We start from the raw sequence: 16,142 nt of genomic DNA, 5'->3' as shown, positions 1-16,142 counted from the left end.
TGAGGAATAATGTTCCCATGTTCAGATTGGCGTTCACGACATTTTTGGCTGCATCCGCAAGCTTGGGTTCCGTCCAATTATCAAACGCCGAGAGCGGCTTGTCCTATGTGCCGGTGCCCAAGGTGCGCCCGGCAGGCGCTCAGCAATTCGCCCAGGACGCGGCCGCTTCATACGATCATACCTCATCGATACAGCGCGGCGACAATCCGGCAGTAGCACCCGGCCAGCTCAAGAAAGGGCTTGACGCGCTGACCGATGACGAGATTGCCAGAGCCCGCCAGATACGCGATTCCATGCCGGCCGGCTCACTGGACCGCCACGTCCTGACCTGGGCCATTGCGGTCTCAGGCGCCAGGGGCGTGCCGTCGTCTGAAATCGCAGCGGCCGCCAACGAACTGGCACATTGGCCGGGACTGTCGGTGCTTCGGCGCAATTCGGAGCGAGCGCTGTCGCGCGAGGGCGCCTCTGCAACACAGGTGGTAGCGGCGTTCGGCACGACCAAGCCCGAGACACTCGAGGGCGCGATAGCACTTGCCCGCGCACTCAGGATGACCGGACAAAATGAACGGGCCGCCGCAACCATCGCCCCAATCTGGCGCACTGAAACGCTCGACAAGGGCAAAGAAAAACTGATCCTGAAAGAGTTCTCCGGATTGCTCACAAAGGCCGATCACAAGCGCCGCATGGATATGCTGCTGTACCGGGATCGCATCACCCAGGCCGGAAGGGTCAATGCGCTGGCCGGTGCCCAGTCGCTTTACAAGGCCCGCGCGGCAGTTATCCGCAAAAGTTCAAGCGCTGCGAAGCTGCTCAAGGCCGTGCACCCGAGCTGGCACGACGACCCGAGCTATCTTTTTGCCCGCATCGCCTATCACCGGCGAAAGAAGGACTACCAAACGGCAGCCAATCTGCTTCTTCAGGCCCCACGGAATGCCGATGCGCTGGTCAATACCCACGAATGGTGGGTGGAAGGCCGGATCGTCTCACGCGCCCTTGCCGACAAGGGCGATTTGAAAACCGCCTACAAGGTCGCAGCCCATCACCTTTCAACCCGTCCGGTGGATATCATCGAAGCCGAATGGCATGCCGGCTGGTACGCGCTTCGCGGTTTTAAAGATGGCAAGACGGCGGCAATTCACTTTGACAGGGTGCTGAAAACGGCTACCCGTCCGCTTTCCGTCTCGCGTGCCTATTACTGGCTTGGCCGCGCAGCAGAGGCCGGCGGCCCCGGCAACGCGTCGGACTATTTTGCTCAGGCAGCGAATTTTCCCGCGACCTATTACGGGCAACTGGCTGCGGCCAGGATCGGCCGCACGGGGCTGAACGTACGCTACCCTTCGCCAACGCCGACCGAGCGGAGCCAGTTTGCATCGCGCGAGTCTGTTCGGGCCATCCAGCGGCTGAATTCCGTCGGCCATCCCAAACGTGCGCGCGCGCTTTACATTGCGCTTGCCCGAGAACTTACCAATCCGGGTGAGCTGGCGATCCTGTCTTCAATGGCAGAAAAACTGGGCGAACACCGTTTGTCACTTCAGATCGGAAAAATAGCCTTTTATCGCGGATTGGACGTCGCGGCTCTCGCTTTTCCGACCGGTGTCATTCCAAGCAGCGCCAATATTTCCGGGTCGGGCAAGGCGCTGGCCTATGCAGTGGCGCGTCAGGAGAGCGCATTTGACAAGGCTGCGGTTTCGAAGGCCAATGCCCGCGGCCTCCTGCAATTGCTGCCACGCACCGCCAAAGTCGTGGCCAGGAAGCACGGCCTTGCCTATTCCAAAGCCAAACTCACACGCGATGCCGGATACAACGCGACGCTCGGAGCGCACTATCTCGGTGAGCATATTGCCGATTTCAACGGCTCTTACGTTCTGACTTTCATTGCCTATAACGCAGGTCCGAGCCGCGCGACGCAATGGATTGAGAAATATGGCGATCCGCGCGGCAAGGATATCGACTTCATTGTCGACTGGGTCGAGCAGATACCCTTTACCGAAACACGCAACTATGTTCAGCGCGTCATGGAAAACTACCAGGTCTACAAGACAAGGCTGGGCCAAAAATCTGACATTGTATCCGATCTGCGCCTCGGACGGCGCTAGCCTGAATAGCTAAACCGGGTTTGCTTTGCCGGCTGTTTGCCGTATTTCAACAGGCGACGAAAACTCCGCACGGGAAGATCAATGACGAAAGACGCGCAAGACACGCGTACGGATTCCGGTTTTGATCAGGTCTATTTCACCGCAAGCGACGGGCTCAGACTTGCCGCGCGCGACTATGGCCGAGGCAGGCCCGGCACAGAAAATCGCGACACGGTCGTTTGCCTGCCGGGTCTTACCCGCAATGGCGGCGACTTTCATTATCTTGCCTTGATCCTCTCGCAAAGCGAGGTAGCGCCGCGGCGGGTCGTCTGTTTCGACTATCGCGGGCGCGGCCTTTCGGAGTGGGACCGGGAAAAGGCCAATTACAACATTCAGATCGAGACCGACGATCTGCTTGCCGGCTGCGCTGCCCTTGGTGTCAAACACGCCGCCTTTATCGGCACCTCGCGCGGTGCGCTTATCATCCACGTGCTGGCTGCAGTACGGCCGAGCATGATGGCGGCAGCAATTTTAAACGATGCGGGCCCGGTCGTTGAAGGCGCCGGGCTGGCGCAGATCATGGCCTATCACGACCGCATCAAGGCTCCCGGGAGCCTCTATGAACTCGCCATGAAACTGAAGGCAATGCAGGGCACGGCATTTACGGCGCTTTCGGACGCCGACTGGAATGATCTGGCAGAAGCGAGTTTCGAGGAAAAGGACGGCAAGATATCGGCCAAATTCGACCCGGCGCTCATAGAGATGCTCAGGGCTATCGACCTGAACAGCCCGCTGCCAACCCTTTGGCCCCAATTCGAGGGCCTTCGAAACATCCCCTTGCTGACAATCCGCGGCGAAAACTCTTCGCTTCTGACGGAGGCGACCGTCGACGAAATGGCAAAACGTCACCCGGCAATGCGCCGGTTTACCGCGCCCGGTCAGGGACACGCGCCGCTTTTGCATATCGGCGAGTTGCCCAAGGCCATCGGGTCTTTCCTCAATAATGCGGGAAAACCCCGCCGGCGCTAGTGACTGTCGCGCGGCACTCCTTTTGACGCAATGCGCTGATATTTGACGGCGCTTTTCAGCACCATGCCTTCCGACAATTGATCGACATCGGCGCGCTGCAATTCCTGCCACGGCGTTTGTGAAGCCGGATACTGATATCCGCCGGCAGCTTCCAGCTCGCTGCGGCGGCGCGCAAGCTCCTCATCGGTAACCAGCATATCGGCACTGCCCTTGCGCAGGTCGATGCGGACCCGGTCGCCGGTCTTCAAGAGCGCAAGACCTCCGCCTGCTGCGGCCTCGGGTGAAGCGTTGAGGATCGACGGCGAACCAGAGGTTCCCGACTGGCGCCCATCGCCGACACAGGGCAACTCGTTGATGCCTTTTTTCAGCAAATAGTCCGGAGCGCGCATGTTCACCACTTCTGCTGCGCCCGGATAGCCGATCGGACCGGTGCCGCGTATGAACAGCACGCAGTTCTCGTCTATGGCCAAGGAAGGATCGTCAATACGGTGGTGATAGTCCTCCGGTCCGTCAAATACGATGGCCCTGCCCTCAAAGGCTTCCGGATCCTCCGGGTTTGAAAGATACCGGCTGCGAAATGCATCGGAAATAACGCTGAGTTTCATGACGGCTGAATCAAACAGATTGCCGCGCATGACCTTGAACCCGGCATTGTCCTGCAGCGCGTTGGCAAAATCGCGGATAACATCGCCGTCCTGGCGCACGGCATCGCGGCAATTGTCGCCGATGCTCTGTCCGTTGGCAGTTACGGCGCCCTCATTGATAAGCCCGTGCCTGATCAATTCGGCCGTCACCGCGGGCACACCCCCTGCCCGGTGGAAGTCCTCACCGAGATATTTTCCGGCCGGCTGCAGATTGACGATCAGGGGAATGTCGTGTCCGCGTTTTTCCCAATCATCGACGGTCAGCTCAATGCCGACATGGCGGGCAATCGCATTGATGTGTATCGGCGCGTTTGTCGAACCGCCAATGGCGGAATTGACGGCGATGACATTCTCGAAGGCTTCGCGCTTCATGATGTCCGAGGGTTTGAGATCCTCGTGGACCATGTCGACAATGCGCTTTCCGGTGCGGTATGCGATCTGCCCGCGCTCGCGATAGGGTGCCGGGATAGAGGCGCAGCCCGGCAACGACATGCCAAGCGCTTCGGCCAGGGAATTCATGGTCGTCGCGGTGCCCATCGTGTTGCAGTATCCGGCTGACGGGGCTGAATCGGCGGCCATTTCGGTGAACTCTTCATAATCGATTTCGCCTCTGGAAAGCAGCTCGCGCGCCTTCCAGATAACGGTGCCGGATCCGCACCGGTCACCCTGGAACCAGCCATTGAGCATCGGACCTCCGGAAAGCACGATCGACGGAATATCCACCGTTGCGGCCGCCATCAGGCAGGCAGGTGTCGTCTTGTCGCAACCGATCGTCAGAACCACACCGTCAATCGGATAGCCATAAAGAACTTCCACAAGCCCGAGATAAGCCAGGTTTCTGTCAAGCGACGCCGTCGGACGCTTGCCCGTCTCCTGTATGGGGTGAACCGGAAACTCGATGGCAATGCCGCCCGCCTCGCGAATTCCCTCACGGACACGCAGGGCAAGCTCGAGATGAGGCCGGTTGCACGGTGAAAGATCTGAACCGGTCTGGGCGATGCCGATAATGGGTTTTCCCGACTGAAGTTCTTCGCGTGTCAGCCCGTAATTGAGATAACGCTCCAGATAAAGGGCCGTCATGTCTGGATTGTCGGGGTTGTCAAACCACTCACGAGACCGCAGTCTGCGACCATCGCGATTGCTGCCAGTACCCATTTTCAGCTCCATCGGTTTTGCATTCGCACTCTTATTACCGCTTTCGAAAGGGGTTGCCAGAGAAACTTCCATATAAAGCGATGTGATTCCGGATGGTGGAATCAAGTGGACGCTTACCACCATTCAATATGAAAGTGTTTCAGGTTTTTTGTGAGTGGATTTACGCAAACGAGCGATTAGGTTCTCCATCGATCCGACGCGTAACCAGTGACAACGGAGAAAAGCATGGCTTCCTTGCTTCTGAAGAATGCCGACATGCTGGTTACGATGGATCCCGATCGGCGGGAACTGGACGGGGGCGGCCTTTACGCGGAAGACGGGATCATCAAGCAGGTTGGTGCGAGCGACACGCTGCCCAAAAGTGCGGATCGGGTAATCGATGCCTCCGGACAGATCGTGTTGCCGGGTTTCGTCAATACCCATCACCATCTCAACCAGACATTGACGCGAAACCTGCCGGCCGCCCAGAACAACAACCTGTTTCCGTGGCTTCAGGCGCATTACCGGATATGGGCAAAGACCGGTCCCGAGGCGTCGCGAACCAGCGCCCTCATCGGTTTGGCGGAACTTGTCCTTTCGGGCTGCACAACGGTTTTCGACCACTCCTACCTTTTCAGAAGCGGCAACAAGGTCGACTATCAGATTGAAGCCGCCAGCGATCTTGGCGTGCGCTTTCATGCCAGCCGCGGCTCCATGTCGCTCGGTGAATCGAAGGGCGGATTGCCGCCGGACGAATGTGTCGAACTGGAAGACGATATCATCGCGGACAGTATCCGCGTCGTCGACCGCTACCATGACGCGGGACGCGGATCCATGACCCGCATTGTGCTTGCCCCCTGCTCGCCATTTTCCGTATCTGAAAACCTTCTCAAAGAGACAGCGGTTTTGGCGCGCGACAAGAACGTGATGCTGCACACGCATCTCTGCGAAACGCTAGACGAGGAGCGTTACACGCTGGAACGCTTCGGCAAGCGCCCCGTCGAGTGGATGGAAGGCCTTGACTGGCTGGGCGACGACGTGTGGTTTGCCCACGCCATCCATGTGGATGACGAGGAAATTGCCAAATTCGCCCATAGCGGCTGCGGAGCAGCACATTGCCCGTGCTCCAATATGCGGCTCGCTTCCGGTATCGCGCCGATCAAGAAATATGTGAAAGCCGGCGTCAAAGTCGGCCTCGGGGTCGATGGTTCGGCCAGCAACGACGCGTCCAACATCCTTCTGGAAGCCCGACAGGCAATGTTGCTGGCGCGGTTGCAAATGGCGCTGCTGCCGCCTGAGGGACCGCGCAAGCATTTCCTGTTGTCACAATCCCATCCGCTTCGTGCCGATGAATGGATGACTGCCCGCCAGGCGCTGGAACTTGCGACGCTGGGCGGCGCTTCGGTGCTTGGCCGTGACGACATCGGCTCTCTGGAAGAGGGTAAATGCGCCGATTTCTTCACGCTTGACCTCAACACGATTGCCTATGCCGGTGCGCTGCACGATCCGGTCGCCGCGGTCCTCTTCTGCGCCCCGCAAAATGCCCGCCATACGGTTATTCACGGCAAGATTGTCGTCGAGGATGGGGAGATTTCGACGATGGATATGGCACCGGTCATCGAGGCCCACAACCGCTACAGCCGTCAGCTTGCTGACAGCGTGTGAGCCCGGCAACCGTCGGAAAAACAATTTCAGCATTTGTCGGTGCCGGCTCTTGTAGTTGCACAATTTAGGAGTAATACACCCACGCGCAACCGTGAGAGAAGACACGCAATGAACGTAGCCATATTGCCTTATGAATACCGCCTCAAGGGCAGGCTGGCGAACGTGCCACTCAAGGCGCTTCGATGGCCGCTTGGCGATGTTGAAAGAACCGGCACGGTCGGCGATCTTGGTCCGGACGATCACATCATCATCTATCCGCGTTCGAAGTATTTCCTGGATCCCCGCTCCGGAGTGAAATGCAACATCTCGCTGCTCATTGCGGAGCCCTATGCCGTCCAGCGGCGCAACTACCTCAGCGCCATCGCCCTGCAGAAGCGGTTTCATCGCATCATTACCCATCGCCCCTCGATGGCGCGGTGGGCGGCAAACGCGCTGGTGATGCCCTTTGGCGGCGGATGGGTGGAGACGAGCGACCTCGAACCGGTTGAAAAGACGCGCAACATGTCGCTGATTGCGTCGGCCAAGACCGAGCTGGAAGGCCACGCATTGCGCCACAAGATCGCTAGCTGGTGCAATGAAGCCGGTCAGGATGTCGACCTGTTGGGCCTTGCCTACAAACGCATCGACCGCAAGGAAGACGGGCTGCTTCAATACCGCTACACCGTTGTTATCGAAAACAGCCGGGAAGAAGGCTATTTCACTGAAAAGCTCGTGGACAGCCTGTTGTGCGACACACTGCCGATCTACTGGGGCGCGCCCGATATTGGCCGCTACTTCGATATGGAAGGCATGGTCGTGTGTCAGTCGGAGGATGAATTGAAGCAGGCAATCCTCAACGCAACTCCACTACACTACAGGCAAAAACAAGCAGCCATTGCCCGTAACCACGAGTTGGCGCTTGCCTATGTCGATTATGAAAAAAACGCCGCCGAACGGCTGGCGCGGGCGGCCTGATCATCTGATCAGGCGGGCGCCTGGTGACGTTTGGAAAGTCGCGCAATGTTCTTGCGGTAAGCCAGTCGCCTGACCTCGCGGTTGGCGCGATCAATCAGCGTCTTTTTATTGCCGATCGTGCTGCCGCCGGCAGCCTGCGTGCAATCCGACAGACCCGAAGGTGATACGACTAGCGGCGCGATGCCGGTGATCCAGTGCATCTGCAGGAACGTATCGACCGGGCGGTCGAAGACCTCGGTCAATTTCAGGAGGCGTTTGGCGGCCTCTTGGCTAATGAGCTGACCAGACAGGCGCAGCGGCGTTACAGATGGTTTGAGAAGCCTCGTTCCATTGTGCTCGGCAACGACTTTGGCGTTTTCAGGAGCGGCGCGTACAGGAAGCTGAATATAACCGGCCTGCGCAATATGCCGTTCGGCAAAAGCGATTGCGGTTTCAGCCACAGCCGCATCCAGTGCGGCATCGTCCTCGAAAACGAGCCCGTAGGACAGCCGCTCTTCCACAATTTTTTTCCAGCACAGACGATGGCTCTGAAAACAGCCGATTTCAGCAGGGCGCAGTTTGAACGGATATCGCGGACTGAAGAGGTCCTGATGATAGATTTTATCGATTTCAGCCGCCGACAGCTCCTTGCCGTCAACCGCATCGACGATCTCGGCCTGCGTCGGACAAGCTTTCATCAAGCCGTCCACATAGGGTGCGCGCCCGGTGGCGCGCGCCAGATGGATGATGAAGGCCTTTTTTTTCATGGGCCGTTTTATTCTCCGACGCTACTGCCTTTGGGTGTGACCGCACAAACGGGCAGTGTCAAGACAGATGCGCCGGCATTCGCCAATTAGCCGCGATTATGTGGCTGGTTCCAGTCGACCAACGGCCCTGCCGGTACTATTCCGAGGGGGTTGCGCAAGGGGCTCGGCGAGAAATACCCCTGCTTGTAGACCTCGAAACGGACGGTGTCCGCAACACCCGGCATCTGATAGATATCGCGGGCATAGGCCCACAGATTTGGATAGTCCTGCAATCGCCTGATATTGCACTTGAAGGCGTAGTGATAGGCAACATCGAAACGTGCGAGGGTTGGAAACAGCCGAAGATCACACGCAGTAAAGCGCTCGCCTGTCAGGTAGCGGGTCTTTCCCAACTGGTCTTCAACCGCATCGAGTGTCTCGAACACCTCGTAAACCGCCCGGTCGTAGGCCTCCTGGGTGCGGGCAAAGCCTGCTCTGTAGACACCATTGTTGACGGACCGGTAGATGCGTTCATTCCACGTCTCTATATCCGCCTCGAGGTCGCGCGGAAACAGCTCGGCACCCTGATCGAATGCGGCATCGAGCATGCGCACGATATCGGCGGATTCATTGCTGACAGCAACCGCGCGTTCAAGATCCCACAGGACCGGCACGGTGACCCGTCCCGTATAGGCGGGCCTGACGCGTGCATAGACATCATGCAGGGCCGCGACACCAAGCACGCCGTCCGCGAACTGACCCTCTTTATCGAAAACCCAGCCATCGTCCGTGCGGCGCGGGGCGGCAAACGAAACGCTTATCGCATTCTCGAGCTTCTTAAAAAGACACGTCAGAAGCGCGCGGTGTGCCCACGGGCAATTCCAGGCAAGGAAAAGGTGATAGCGCCCATCTTGAGCTGCAAACCCGCCCTCGCCGGTCGGCCCGGGTGAACCGTCCCTGGTTATCCAGTTGCGGATCGTGCTCTTGGCCCGCTGAAATTCGCCGTCTTCCCTTGAATCGGGTTGTGGATCCTGCGGAAGATAGACACCGTTCAACATCAGTCCCATGCGCGTCCTCCAATCGGCACCTTCAACTAGCGCATCCTGCAGTCCAATCAAGCGCACAAGTCACCAGACGGACGCCGTTGGCGGGAAAATTGCCGGTGGCCGCCAGCCGGCCAAGACCGCCGATCATTGAGCCTGTCTTTGTCAGTCCGCTTTTTTTGCTGCACGCGGCAGTAGGTGAATTTCCAAAGATGGCCAGTTTCAGGATTTGCAATCTATCCAAAAACCCGGATTTGGAATTTCATTTCCTGTCGACCCCCGAAATATCGCGTATTCAAAGGTATTGTCAGGAGAACACTGATGGACTTCGTTCCACTGATCGATTTTGCTGGAGAACCACAGACCCTGGCCCTGGTCGGGCTGGCGCTCGGAGCTGCCTTCGGCTTTCTGCTTGAGCGGACCGGATTTTGCACACGCTCGGCGGTTCTCGAGGCCGTGGCCGGCAGCATTTCAGCCAAGCTGCCCATGTGGCTCATAGCCTTTGCAACGGCAATCATATCCGTCCAGCTCATGGTTTTTTATAGCGTCATTGACGTTTCCGAAACACGGTTCTTTTCAACAGCGCAGAGCCTTTCGGGCGCCGCTATCGGCGGCGGCCTGTTCGGCATCGGCATGGTGCTGTCGCGCGGCTGCGCCAGCCGGCTTCTGGTGCTCGGCGCATCCGGTAATTTGCGCGCCATCTTTTCCGTGCTCGTGCTGACTGTCGTTGCCTGGGCGACCTTTCAAGGACCGCTGGTACCGCTTCGCAATTCGCTTGCGGGGCTGCTCTCGACGGTCTCCCTAGGCACCAATGATTTTGCGGCGTTGACCGGGTTCAATCTGTCGGGACCATTATTCGGAGCGGTTGCAGCGGTTGTTGCCGTAGTCGTTGCGGCCCGCACGCGGCTTTCGTCGCTGCTTGCAGCTAGCGGCTTTGCCATCGGCGCGCTGATTTCGGCCGGATGGTATCTTTCCTATTCGCTGTCGACGCAGGTTTTCGAACCCATCCAGGCCGAGAGCCTTTCCTATATGCGCCCGCTCGCCAACAGTCTGAACTACGCCGCAAGCGGCGGCGATGAGAGTTTTCTTTCCATGGATATCGGCATCATTGCCGGAACGGTGCTTGGAGCGCTCGTGTCATCCGTTTTGTTTGGCAGTTTTCGCGTCAGCACGTTCAGCGAACCCGGAACGCCGCATTTCCTGCGCTATGCTGCCGGCGCCGCTCTTATGGGCTTTGGCGGCATACTGGCTGTCGGGTGCACCATCGGCGCCGGCCTGACCGGTGGATCGGTGCTTGCCGTCAATTCGCTCCTGGCGCTGATCGCAACGCTCGGCGCCGGAGCCGCTGCCGGCTACCTGCTGGAGGTCAGAACGGGCACAGGCAACACCGGCACCAGCCTGGCGCCGGCTGAATAGCTACGGGCGAACCACTGTATAGCCGTCGGCGTCAAGCTCCATGATGGACACCACGCCGGCGGGAACGACTTCCGCAAAATCGAAGAGCGGCACGTCCTTGCCCGATTTCTTTTGCATTGCCGTACGGGTGTTGTTGCAGGCGTGAAATTCGACATTCGGCATGCTTTCGCCAAAGGACATCATCCGGTCCTTCACCGGCGATGTATCGGGACGGAGCATGTGCAGCCCGGCATTGAAAGCGACGATCTTGATATCAACCTCCTCGCCGAGGCCCGAATAATGCCGGGCAACATTGGCGGCAACGTTGAGCACGGTGTTCATTTTCTGCGGATCATTGTCGCTGATCTGCAGCACCAGCTTATGCGTGCCATCCCCGGCCAGTGCCGCGGTGGATATGGCCAGCATCGCAAAAAGTGCAATGATCGTACGGTGTATGATTTTCATGTATCCCTCCTCTTGTCTTTTCTTCGATGGAAACCTTCATTATATTCAATTATTCATATGATAGAATATAATTAGCAGCCCGATGACGCGATTGTTATTCCAACAGAACGCTTTGTTGGCGCCCGGCGCAAGCACAGGAGATTGAATATGATCCGGAACTTCCTGCAGACCACCTGGAGCGCAGTCACAATAGCGACAGCCATAGTCGGCATGCCCGCGGTCGCGGCTGCCTCCGATGTCACGGAATACATCGCCGAAGCGCCGTTTGAAGATGTCCGCCAGGATCTTGGCGATGCCGTCATCAACCGCGGATACAAAATCGACTACGAGGCATATATCGGCGAGATGCTGGAGCGGACCTCTGCAGATGTCGGCGGCAAGAAGGAAATATACAAGAACGCGGAGTTCATCCAGTTCTGCTCGGCTGTCCTGTCACGCGCGGCCATGGAAGCGGATCCGGCCAATATCGCCTATTGTCCCTATGTACTTTTTGCCTATGAGCTGGCCGATGAGCCCGGCAAGGTGCATGTGGGATTTCGGCGATTGGACGAACGGGGCAGCGAAGCTTCGAAAGCCGCCCTTGCCAAGGTAAACGCACTGCTCGATGAAATCGCCCGAGAAGCGACGGAATAAAAAAATAGCCTCCACGGAATTAATCCGAGGAGGCTTTAGTTTCGGGAGGATGGTTCTAGTCAATCGCGCCGGCGCCGCCTTCTTCGTCACCGTCGGGCGTTACATCAAGCACCCGCGCGCGCATTACGACCGTAGCCGGCTCGGGCTTGCAGTCGGACATGCAGGGTTCGTCGGTGGTGCTGTATTGCGGTTCTTTTTCCCGGTCGTCCATGAAGAAGTTTTTCTCGTTCGGAAGCCGGATCTCGGCGAAATTCTCGTTCGACAACTCGAATTCCTCATCGGTGACGACATCGTTCAGGTAAAGCAGATACGCCGTCAGGGCGTAAACATCGTCATCCGACAGAGACTGGGCATTGCCGAACGGCATGGCCCGGTTCACATAGTCATAAACCGTCGAAAGATAAGGCCAGTAGGAGCCTATCGTTTTTTCCGGGCGCTCCTCGGTCAAGGTCCCCTGCCCGCCGGCCAGAACCGGCCAGCGCCCTTCACCTTCTCCGAAGGATCCGTGACAGACGGCGCACTGCTCGTCGTAGATCGCACCGCCCTGCGCCACGGTACCCTTGCCAACTGGAAGACCGGTGCCGTCCGGCCGCACATCGATATCCCAGGCCGCGATTTCAGCAGGCAGGGCCACACGGCCGAGATGATAGGTTCCGTGATCTGGCACGTCGGCGCCCGCAGCCGGTGCTGCAATGGCGACCTTTTGCTCCTTGGGTTCCTCGTTTTCAGGCTTTGCGGCTTCGGCAGCCTTTTCAACAGGCTCTTCACCTTCCACTGAGAACGTCTTCAGATAGGCAATGATATTGACGACATCCTTGTCCTTCTTCAGCCCGGCAAAGGCCATCTTGGTTCCCTTTAAGAAGGCTTTCGGCTTTTCGAGATATTTGCCGACGCTCTCGTCATCCCAGACGAGGCCCTCGACCCCGGCCGATTTCATGGCCTTGGAATATTTGAAACCGTCAATCGAGCCTGCCGTTCGTCCGAACAGATCGTTAAGCTGAGGGCCAACCTTGTTTTTGGCGTTATCGCCAACGGCGTGGCAGGATTTGCACTTCCTGAATACCTTCTCACCTGCCTTGATGTCCTCAGCAGGCGCGGGCGATGTGGCAAGGATTGCAAGTCCAGCGGCAGCGCTGAGGAGTTTAAGAGATTTCGACATTTTCAGTCTCTCCGTTCGAACGCACCTGCCAGGTCTGGATGCCATTATTGTGGTAAATCGAGTTCTCTCCGCGAACGGCTCTCAGCGCATTCTTGGTCGGCTGGATGTTGCCGAATTCGTCCATTGCCCGCGATTGCAGGAGGAGTTCAGATCCGTCCCAATCGAATTCGTAGTAGAACCGGTGCAGCGATTTCGAAAGGCTCGGACCGTCGATCCGGGCACTGTGCCAGTTGCGGCCGCCGTCAATAGAGATATCGACGCGCTTGATCTTGCCGTGACCCGACCAGGCAAGGCCGGTCAGCACCGTGTGTCCGCGACCATGCAGTATGGGTGCCTGCGGACTTGGATTCGTGATTACCGACTTGACATCCATCGTCCACGTGAATCGGCGCGCCTTGCCGTCGGCCATGAGATCGGTGTATTTCGACGTTTCCTCGCGGTGATGCCAGGGCTGATCGCCGACCTCGATGCGGCGCAGCCACTTGACCCACATATTGCCTTCCCAACCCGGAACCACCAGGCGCACCGGATATCCCTGCTCGGGGCGCAGCGCCTCGCCGTTCATCTTGAAGGCAACGAGGCAGTCGTCGAGTGCCTTGTCGAGCGGAATCGAGCGCGTCATTCCCGAGGCGTCCGCACCTTCCGGCAGAAGCCACGCCGCGTTGGGCTTGAGACCGGCTTCCTGAAGGAGAAGCTTCAGCGGCACGCCTGTATACATGACATTGTGCACCATGCCGTGAGTGAACTGGCAGCCATTGAGCTGCGCGCCCCGCCATTCCATGCCGGAATTGGCTGCACATTCCAGGAAGTAGATCCTGTTTTCGCGCGGGAAACGCATCAGGTCCTGCATGGTGAAAACCAGCGGCGTATCGACAAGCCCGTGGATCATCAGGCGGTGGTCGGCCGGGCTGATTTGCGCCACACCACCATGGTGCCGTTCAAAACAAAGGCCGTTCGGGGTGATGATGCCGTCAAGTTCATGCAGCGGGGTGAAATTTACGGAAGAAACCGGATCCGCCGTCAGCCAGGCAACATCCCTGCGCACCACGTGCGCCTCAAACTCCGACGGCACACCATAAGGTGCCGCATCAACACCATCGCCGAGCACCTGGTTCCATTCCTGGACCTCTGTAATCAGAGGGTCCGGAGTGGCAGAAGACGCGGTTCTTGCGCCGAGCGTCGCTGCGGCCAGTCCGCCGGCGGCTGTTATGCCGCCACGCAAAAACCGGCGCCGGTCGGCATTCAGATCGGTTTTGTCCATTGGCTGATCGGACATGGTTCCTCCCACCATCAATACATTCAATTATTCATATATATTATTTTATGAGACCGGTCCAGCCCAATCGATCCATTTTCCGGGTTGTCAATTGGTCGCACACAGGGTCAATCGGCAACCGGAAAACGAGCGCAAACGGCACCCCTATTCGGGCTGGCTGCCGATGCGGACAGCCGCATCGTTCAGGCGCAAATCCGGTAACCGATCGGTTTGAGGACCGCAGCTACATGCCCGCGACCTTGACCGCATCGTTTTTAGGCAGGTTCACGGTGCCAAGACGGCTGATATAATTTTCCATCAGGTCGTAGATTGCGGGACCCTCGACACCTTCATTCACCGATGCCCAACCGGCAACGACATAGCTGCGGTTCGGGTCGATCGGCTCGCCGGTCTTCAACATGGTCATGTTGGAAATGCGGCTGCCGATGTTTTCCTTCGGTGCGCAGGTGTAACCCATGCCGCCAACCCGGACCATGTCTCCGCCCTGCTGGAAGAACGGGTCCTTGTTGAACAGATTGTCGCAAACGTCTTCCAAAATCTCCTTGACCTGGGCGCCGGTGAATTCGAGACGGTAGACCGACGGATAGTTCATCGAGGTCTGGTTGTAGAGTTCGTCAACGGTGATGTCCTGACCGGGAAGAAGTGTCGTGCCCCAGCGAAATCCCGGGCTGAAGGAGAGTTCGGCGTCGCGTTCCTCAATCATGCCTTGGCAGATCAGATCGTCCCAGGTGCCGTTGAAATTGCCGCGCCGGTATAAAAGCCCTTCCGTCTTGCCGATGACACGGCTGCATTCCGCCTCGTAGGGCGCCCTCACCTCATCGATTTTCGCCGCCATTTCCGGGTCGGGCATAATCACATCCGAAAAGACCGGGATCAGCGTTGAGTTGTAGTCGACCACCTCGCCGTTTTTCACGTCGAGATCCACCCGGCCGAGATATTTGCCGTGCGAACCCGAAGACAGGACAAGCGTCTTGCCGATTTTAATGGCTTCCGGTACCGCATCATGCGTGTGGCCGGTCAGGATGACATCAATGCCGCTGACCACTGTCGGAAGTTTCTGATCGACGTCGAAACCGTTGTGGGAAAGAAGAACAACGATCTCGGCACCCTCGTCGCGCGCGGCATCGACATTTTCCTGAAGCACCTCCGGACGGATACCAAAGGACCAGTTGGGGATCATCCAGCGCGGATTTGCAATCGGCGTATAGGGCATGGCCTGTCCGATGACAGCGACCTTGTGGCCGCCCTTTTCGAAAAGGGCCGTATGTTCGAAAACCGGCTCGTCCCATTCGGTGTCGAAGACATTGCCGCCGAGGAACGGGTAACCCATCTCGTCGGCCAGTTCGAGGACGCGCTCCTCCCCGAAGGTGAATTCCCAATGGCCGACCATTGCGTCGGGCTTCAGAAGCTTCATGCAGTCGACCATGTCCTGGCCCTGCGTCTTGAGCGAGCTGTAGGAGCCCTGCCAGGTGTCGCCGCCATCGAGGAACAGAACCTTGTCGTCGCCGCGCTCGGCACGGATCGCCTTGACGAGCGTTGCCGTGCGGTCGAGGCCGCCAAGCCGTCCGTAGGCGCGGGCCATATTGACGTAATCGACCATGGTGTGGGCATAGGCGAGCGGCGAACCTTCGGCGATGCCGAAATGTTTCAGGAACTGTTTTCCAACCAGATGCGGTGGAATGCCTTCAAACGCGCCGACGCCGAAATTTTCAGACGGAGGGCGGAAATAGATCGGCTTGAGTTGTGCATGCACATCGGTGAAATGCAGCAGGGTAACATTGCCCTTTGCGTCGAATTTGAGCAGATCGTCCTGGGTGATTTTCTGCTGGGCCGCAACGCGGGTCAGCCCGCTGGTGTAGCCGGTTGTCGCAGCCGCCACGGCTGCCCACTGGAGAAAATCACGTCTTGAAAACATTTCTGCGTTCCTGCGATTGGCGGGATTTTG

The 16,142-nt window shown here is 58.2% G+C and carries 13 protein-coding genes; 6 read left to right on the top strand and 7 right to left on the bottom strand.

From position 1 onward, the window contains the following. Positions 1–26 precede the first annotated feature (26 nt). Positions 27–2,096, top strand: a complete 2,070-nt coding sequence (locus tag ABVT35_RS06675; RefSeq protein WP_368466289.1) for a lytic transglycosylase domain-containing protein — start codon at positions 27–29, stop codon at positions 2,094–2,096. A gap of 81 nt (positions 2,097–2,177) precedes the next feature. Further along, positions 2,178–3,104, top strand: coding sequence for an alpha/beta fold hydrolase (locus tag ABVT35_RS06670; RefSeq protein ID WP_368465498.1), 927 nt, complete (start codon positions 2,178–2,180; stop codon positions 3,102–3,104). Here ABVT35_RS06670 and ABVT35_RS06665 read toward each other — a convergent pair. Then, positions 3,101–4,903 carry an IlvD/Edd family dehydratase gene (locus ABVT35_RS06665; RefSeq protein WP_368465497.1) on the bottom strand — a complete coding sequence of 601 codons (1,803 nt, stop codon included), beginning with the start codon at positions 4,901–4,903 and terminating at the stop codon, positions 3,101–3,103. The two genes, ABVT35_RS06670 and ABVT35_RS06665, sit on opposite strands and share 4 nt — an antisense overlap. Positions 4,904–5,128: 225 nt before the next feature. On the opposite strand from ABVT35_RS06665, the gene ABVT35_RS06660 reads away from it, so the two are divergent. Next, positions 5,129–6,547 (top strand): 8-oxoguanine deaminase, encoded by a 1,419-nt coding sequence (locus ABVT35_RS06660; RefSeq protein WP_368465496.1) that lies wholly within the window; start codon positions 5,129–5,131, stop codon positions 6,545–6,547. A 108-nt stretch (positions 6,548–6,655) separates the two neighbouring features. Then, positions 6,656–7,501, top strand: a complete 846-nt coding sequence (locus ABVT35_RS06655; protein WP_368465495.1) for a hypothetical protein — start codon at positions 6,656–6,658, stop codon at positions 7,499–7,501. Between the two features lie 8 nt (positions 7,502–7,509). Here ABVT35_RS06655 and ABVT35_RS06650 read toward each other — a convergent pair whose 3' ends face one another. Then, positions 7,510–8,247 (bottom strand): glycosyltransferase family 25 protein, encoded by a 738-nt coding sequence (locus ABVT35_RS06650; RefSeq protein ID WP_368465494.1) that lies wholly within the window; start codon positions 8,245–8,247, stop codon positions 7,510–7,512. 86 nt (positions 8,248–8,333) lie between these two features. Then, a complete protein-coding gene (locus ABVT35_RS06645) occupies positions 8,334–9,293 on the bottom strand; it encodes a glutathione S-transferase family protein (protein WP_368465493.1) in 960 nt (319 codons plus the stop codon). 297 nt (positions 9,294–9,590) lie between these two features. On the opposite strand from ABVT35_RS06645, the gene ABVT35_RS06640 reads away from it, so the two are divergent. Continuing rightward, complete coding sequence (locus ABVT35_RS06640) at positions 9,591–10,685, top strand: YeeE/YedE family protein (protein ID WP_368465492.1); 1,095 nt, start codon at positions 9,591–9,593, stop codon at positions 10,683–10,685. On the opposite strand, the gene ABVT35_RS06635 is transcribed toward ABVT35_RS06640, so the two are convergent. Next, positions 10,686–11,129 (bottom strand): hypothetical protein, encoded by a 444-nt coding sequence (locus ABVT35_RS06635; RefSeq protein WP_368465491.1) that lies wholly within the window; start codon positions 11,127–11,129, stop codon positions 10,686–10,688. Between the two features lie 147 nt (positions 11,130–11,276). On the opposite strand from ABVT35_RS06635, the gene ABVT35_RS06630 reads away from it, so the two are divergent. Beyond that, positions 11,277–11,762, top strand: a complete 486-nt coding sequence (locus tag ABVT35_RS06630) for a DUF302 domain-containing protein (RefSeq protein WP_368465490.1) — start codon at positions 11,277–11,279, stop codon at positions 11,760–11,762. A gap of 55 nt (positions 11,763–11,817) precedes the next feature. Here ABVT35_RS06630 and ABVT35_RS06625 read toward each other — a convergent pair whose 3' ends face one another. From ABVT35_RS06625 to soxB, 3 genes are all read right to left on the bottom strand, one after another. Next, positions 11,818–12,921, bottom strand: a complete 1,104-nt coding sequence (locus ABVT35_RS06625) for a c-type cytochrome (protein ID WP_368465489.1) — start codon at positions 12,919–12,921, stop codon at positions 11,818–11,820. Further along, positions 12,905–14,197, bottom strand: coding sequence for a sulfite dehydrogenase (gene soxC / locus ABVT35_RS06620; RefSeq protein WP_368465488.1), 1,293 nt, complete (start codon positions 14,195–14,197; stop codon positions 12,905–12,907). Before soxC ends, ABVT35_RS06625 begins: the two co-directional genes overlap by 17 nt. 223 nt (positions 14,198–14,420) lie before the next feature. Beyond that, positions 14,421–16,112: a thiosulfohydrolase SoxB gene (soxB, locus tag ABVT35_RS06615; RefSeq protein WP_368465487.1), complete on the bottom strand. Its 1,692-nt coding sequence runs from the start codon at positions 16,110–16,112 to the stop codon at positions 14,421–14,423. Positions 16,113–16,142 lie beyond the last annotated feature (30 nt).

The sequence above is a fragment of the Hoeflea sp. TYP-13 genome, assembly GCF_040932035.1.
Classification (GTDB): domain Bacteria; phylum Pseudomonadota; class Alphaproteobacteria; order Rhizobiales; family Rhizobiaceae; genus Hoeflea_A.
The sequence above is the reverse complement of the archived record's forward strand: the minus strand, read 5'-3'. Positions and strand labels throughout refer to the sequence as shown.

Excerpts from the sequence above, each read along its gene's own strand:
- ABVT35_RS06640 (WP_368465492.1), top strand. The coding sequence starts at position 9,591 with ATGGACTTCGTTCCACTGATCGATTTTGCTGGAGAACCACAGACCCTG.
- ABVT35_RS06655 (WP_368465495.1), top strand. The coding sequence starts at position 6,656 with ATGAACGTAGCCATATTGCCTTATGAATACCGCCTCAAGGGCAGGCTG.
- ABVT35_RS06670 (WP_368465498.1), top strand. The coding sequence starts at position 2,178 with ATGACGAAAGACGCGCAAGACACGCGTACGGATTCCGGTTTTGATCAG.
- ABVT35_RS06665 (WP_368465497.1), bottom strand. The coding sequence starts at position 4,903 with ATGGGTACTGGCAGCAATCGCGATGGTCGCAGACTGCGGTCTCGTGAG.
- soxC (WP_368465488.1), bottom strand. The coding sequence starts at position 14,197 with ATGTCCGATCAGCCAATGGACAAAACCGATCTGAATGCCGACCGGCGC.
- ABVT35_RS06630 (WP_368465490.1), top strand. The coding sequence starts at position 11,277 with ATGATCCGGAACTTCCTGCAGACCACCTGGAGCGCAGTCACAATAGCG.
- ABVT35_RS06625 (WP_368465489.1), bottom strand. The coding sequence starts at position 12,921 with ATGTCGAAATCTCTTAAACTCCTCAGCGCTGCCGCTGGACTTGCAATC.
- ABVT35_RS06650 (WP_368465494.1), bottom strand. The coding sequence starts at position 8,247 with ATGAAAAAAAAGGCCTTCATCATCCATCTGGCGCGCGCCACCGGGCGC.
- ABVT35_RS06645 (WP_368465493.1), bottom strand. The coding sequence starts at position 9,293 with ATGGGACTGATGTTGAACGGTGTCTATCTTCCGCAGGATCCACAACCC.
- ABVT35_RS06635 (WP_368465491.1), bottom strand. The coding sequence starts at position 11,129 with ATGAAAATCATACACCGTACGATCATTGCACTTTTTGCGATGCTGGCC.
- soxB (WP_368465487.1), bottom strand. The coding sequence starts at position 16,112 with ATGTTTTCAAGACGTGATTTTCTCCAGTGGGCAGCCGTGGCGGCTGCG.
- ABVT35_RS06660 (WP_368465496.1), top strand. The coding sequence starts at position 5,129 with ATGGCTTCCTTGCTTCTGAAGAATGCCGACATGCTGGTTACGATGGAT.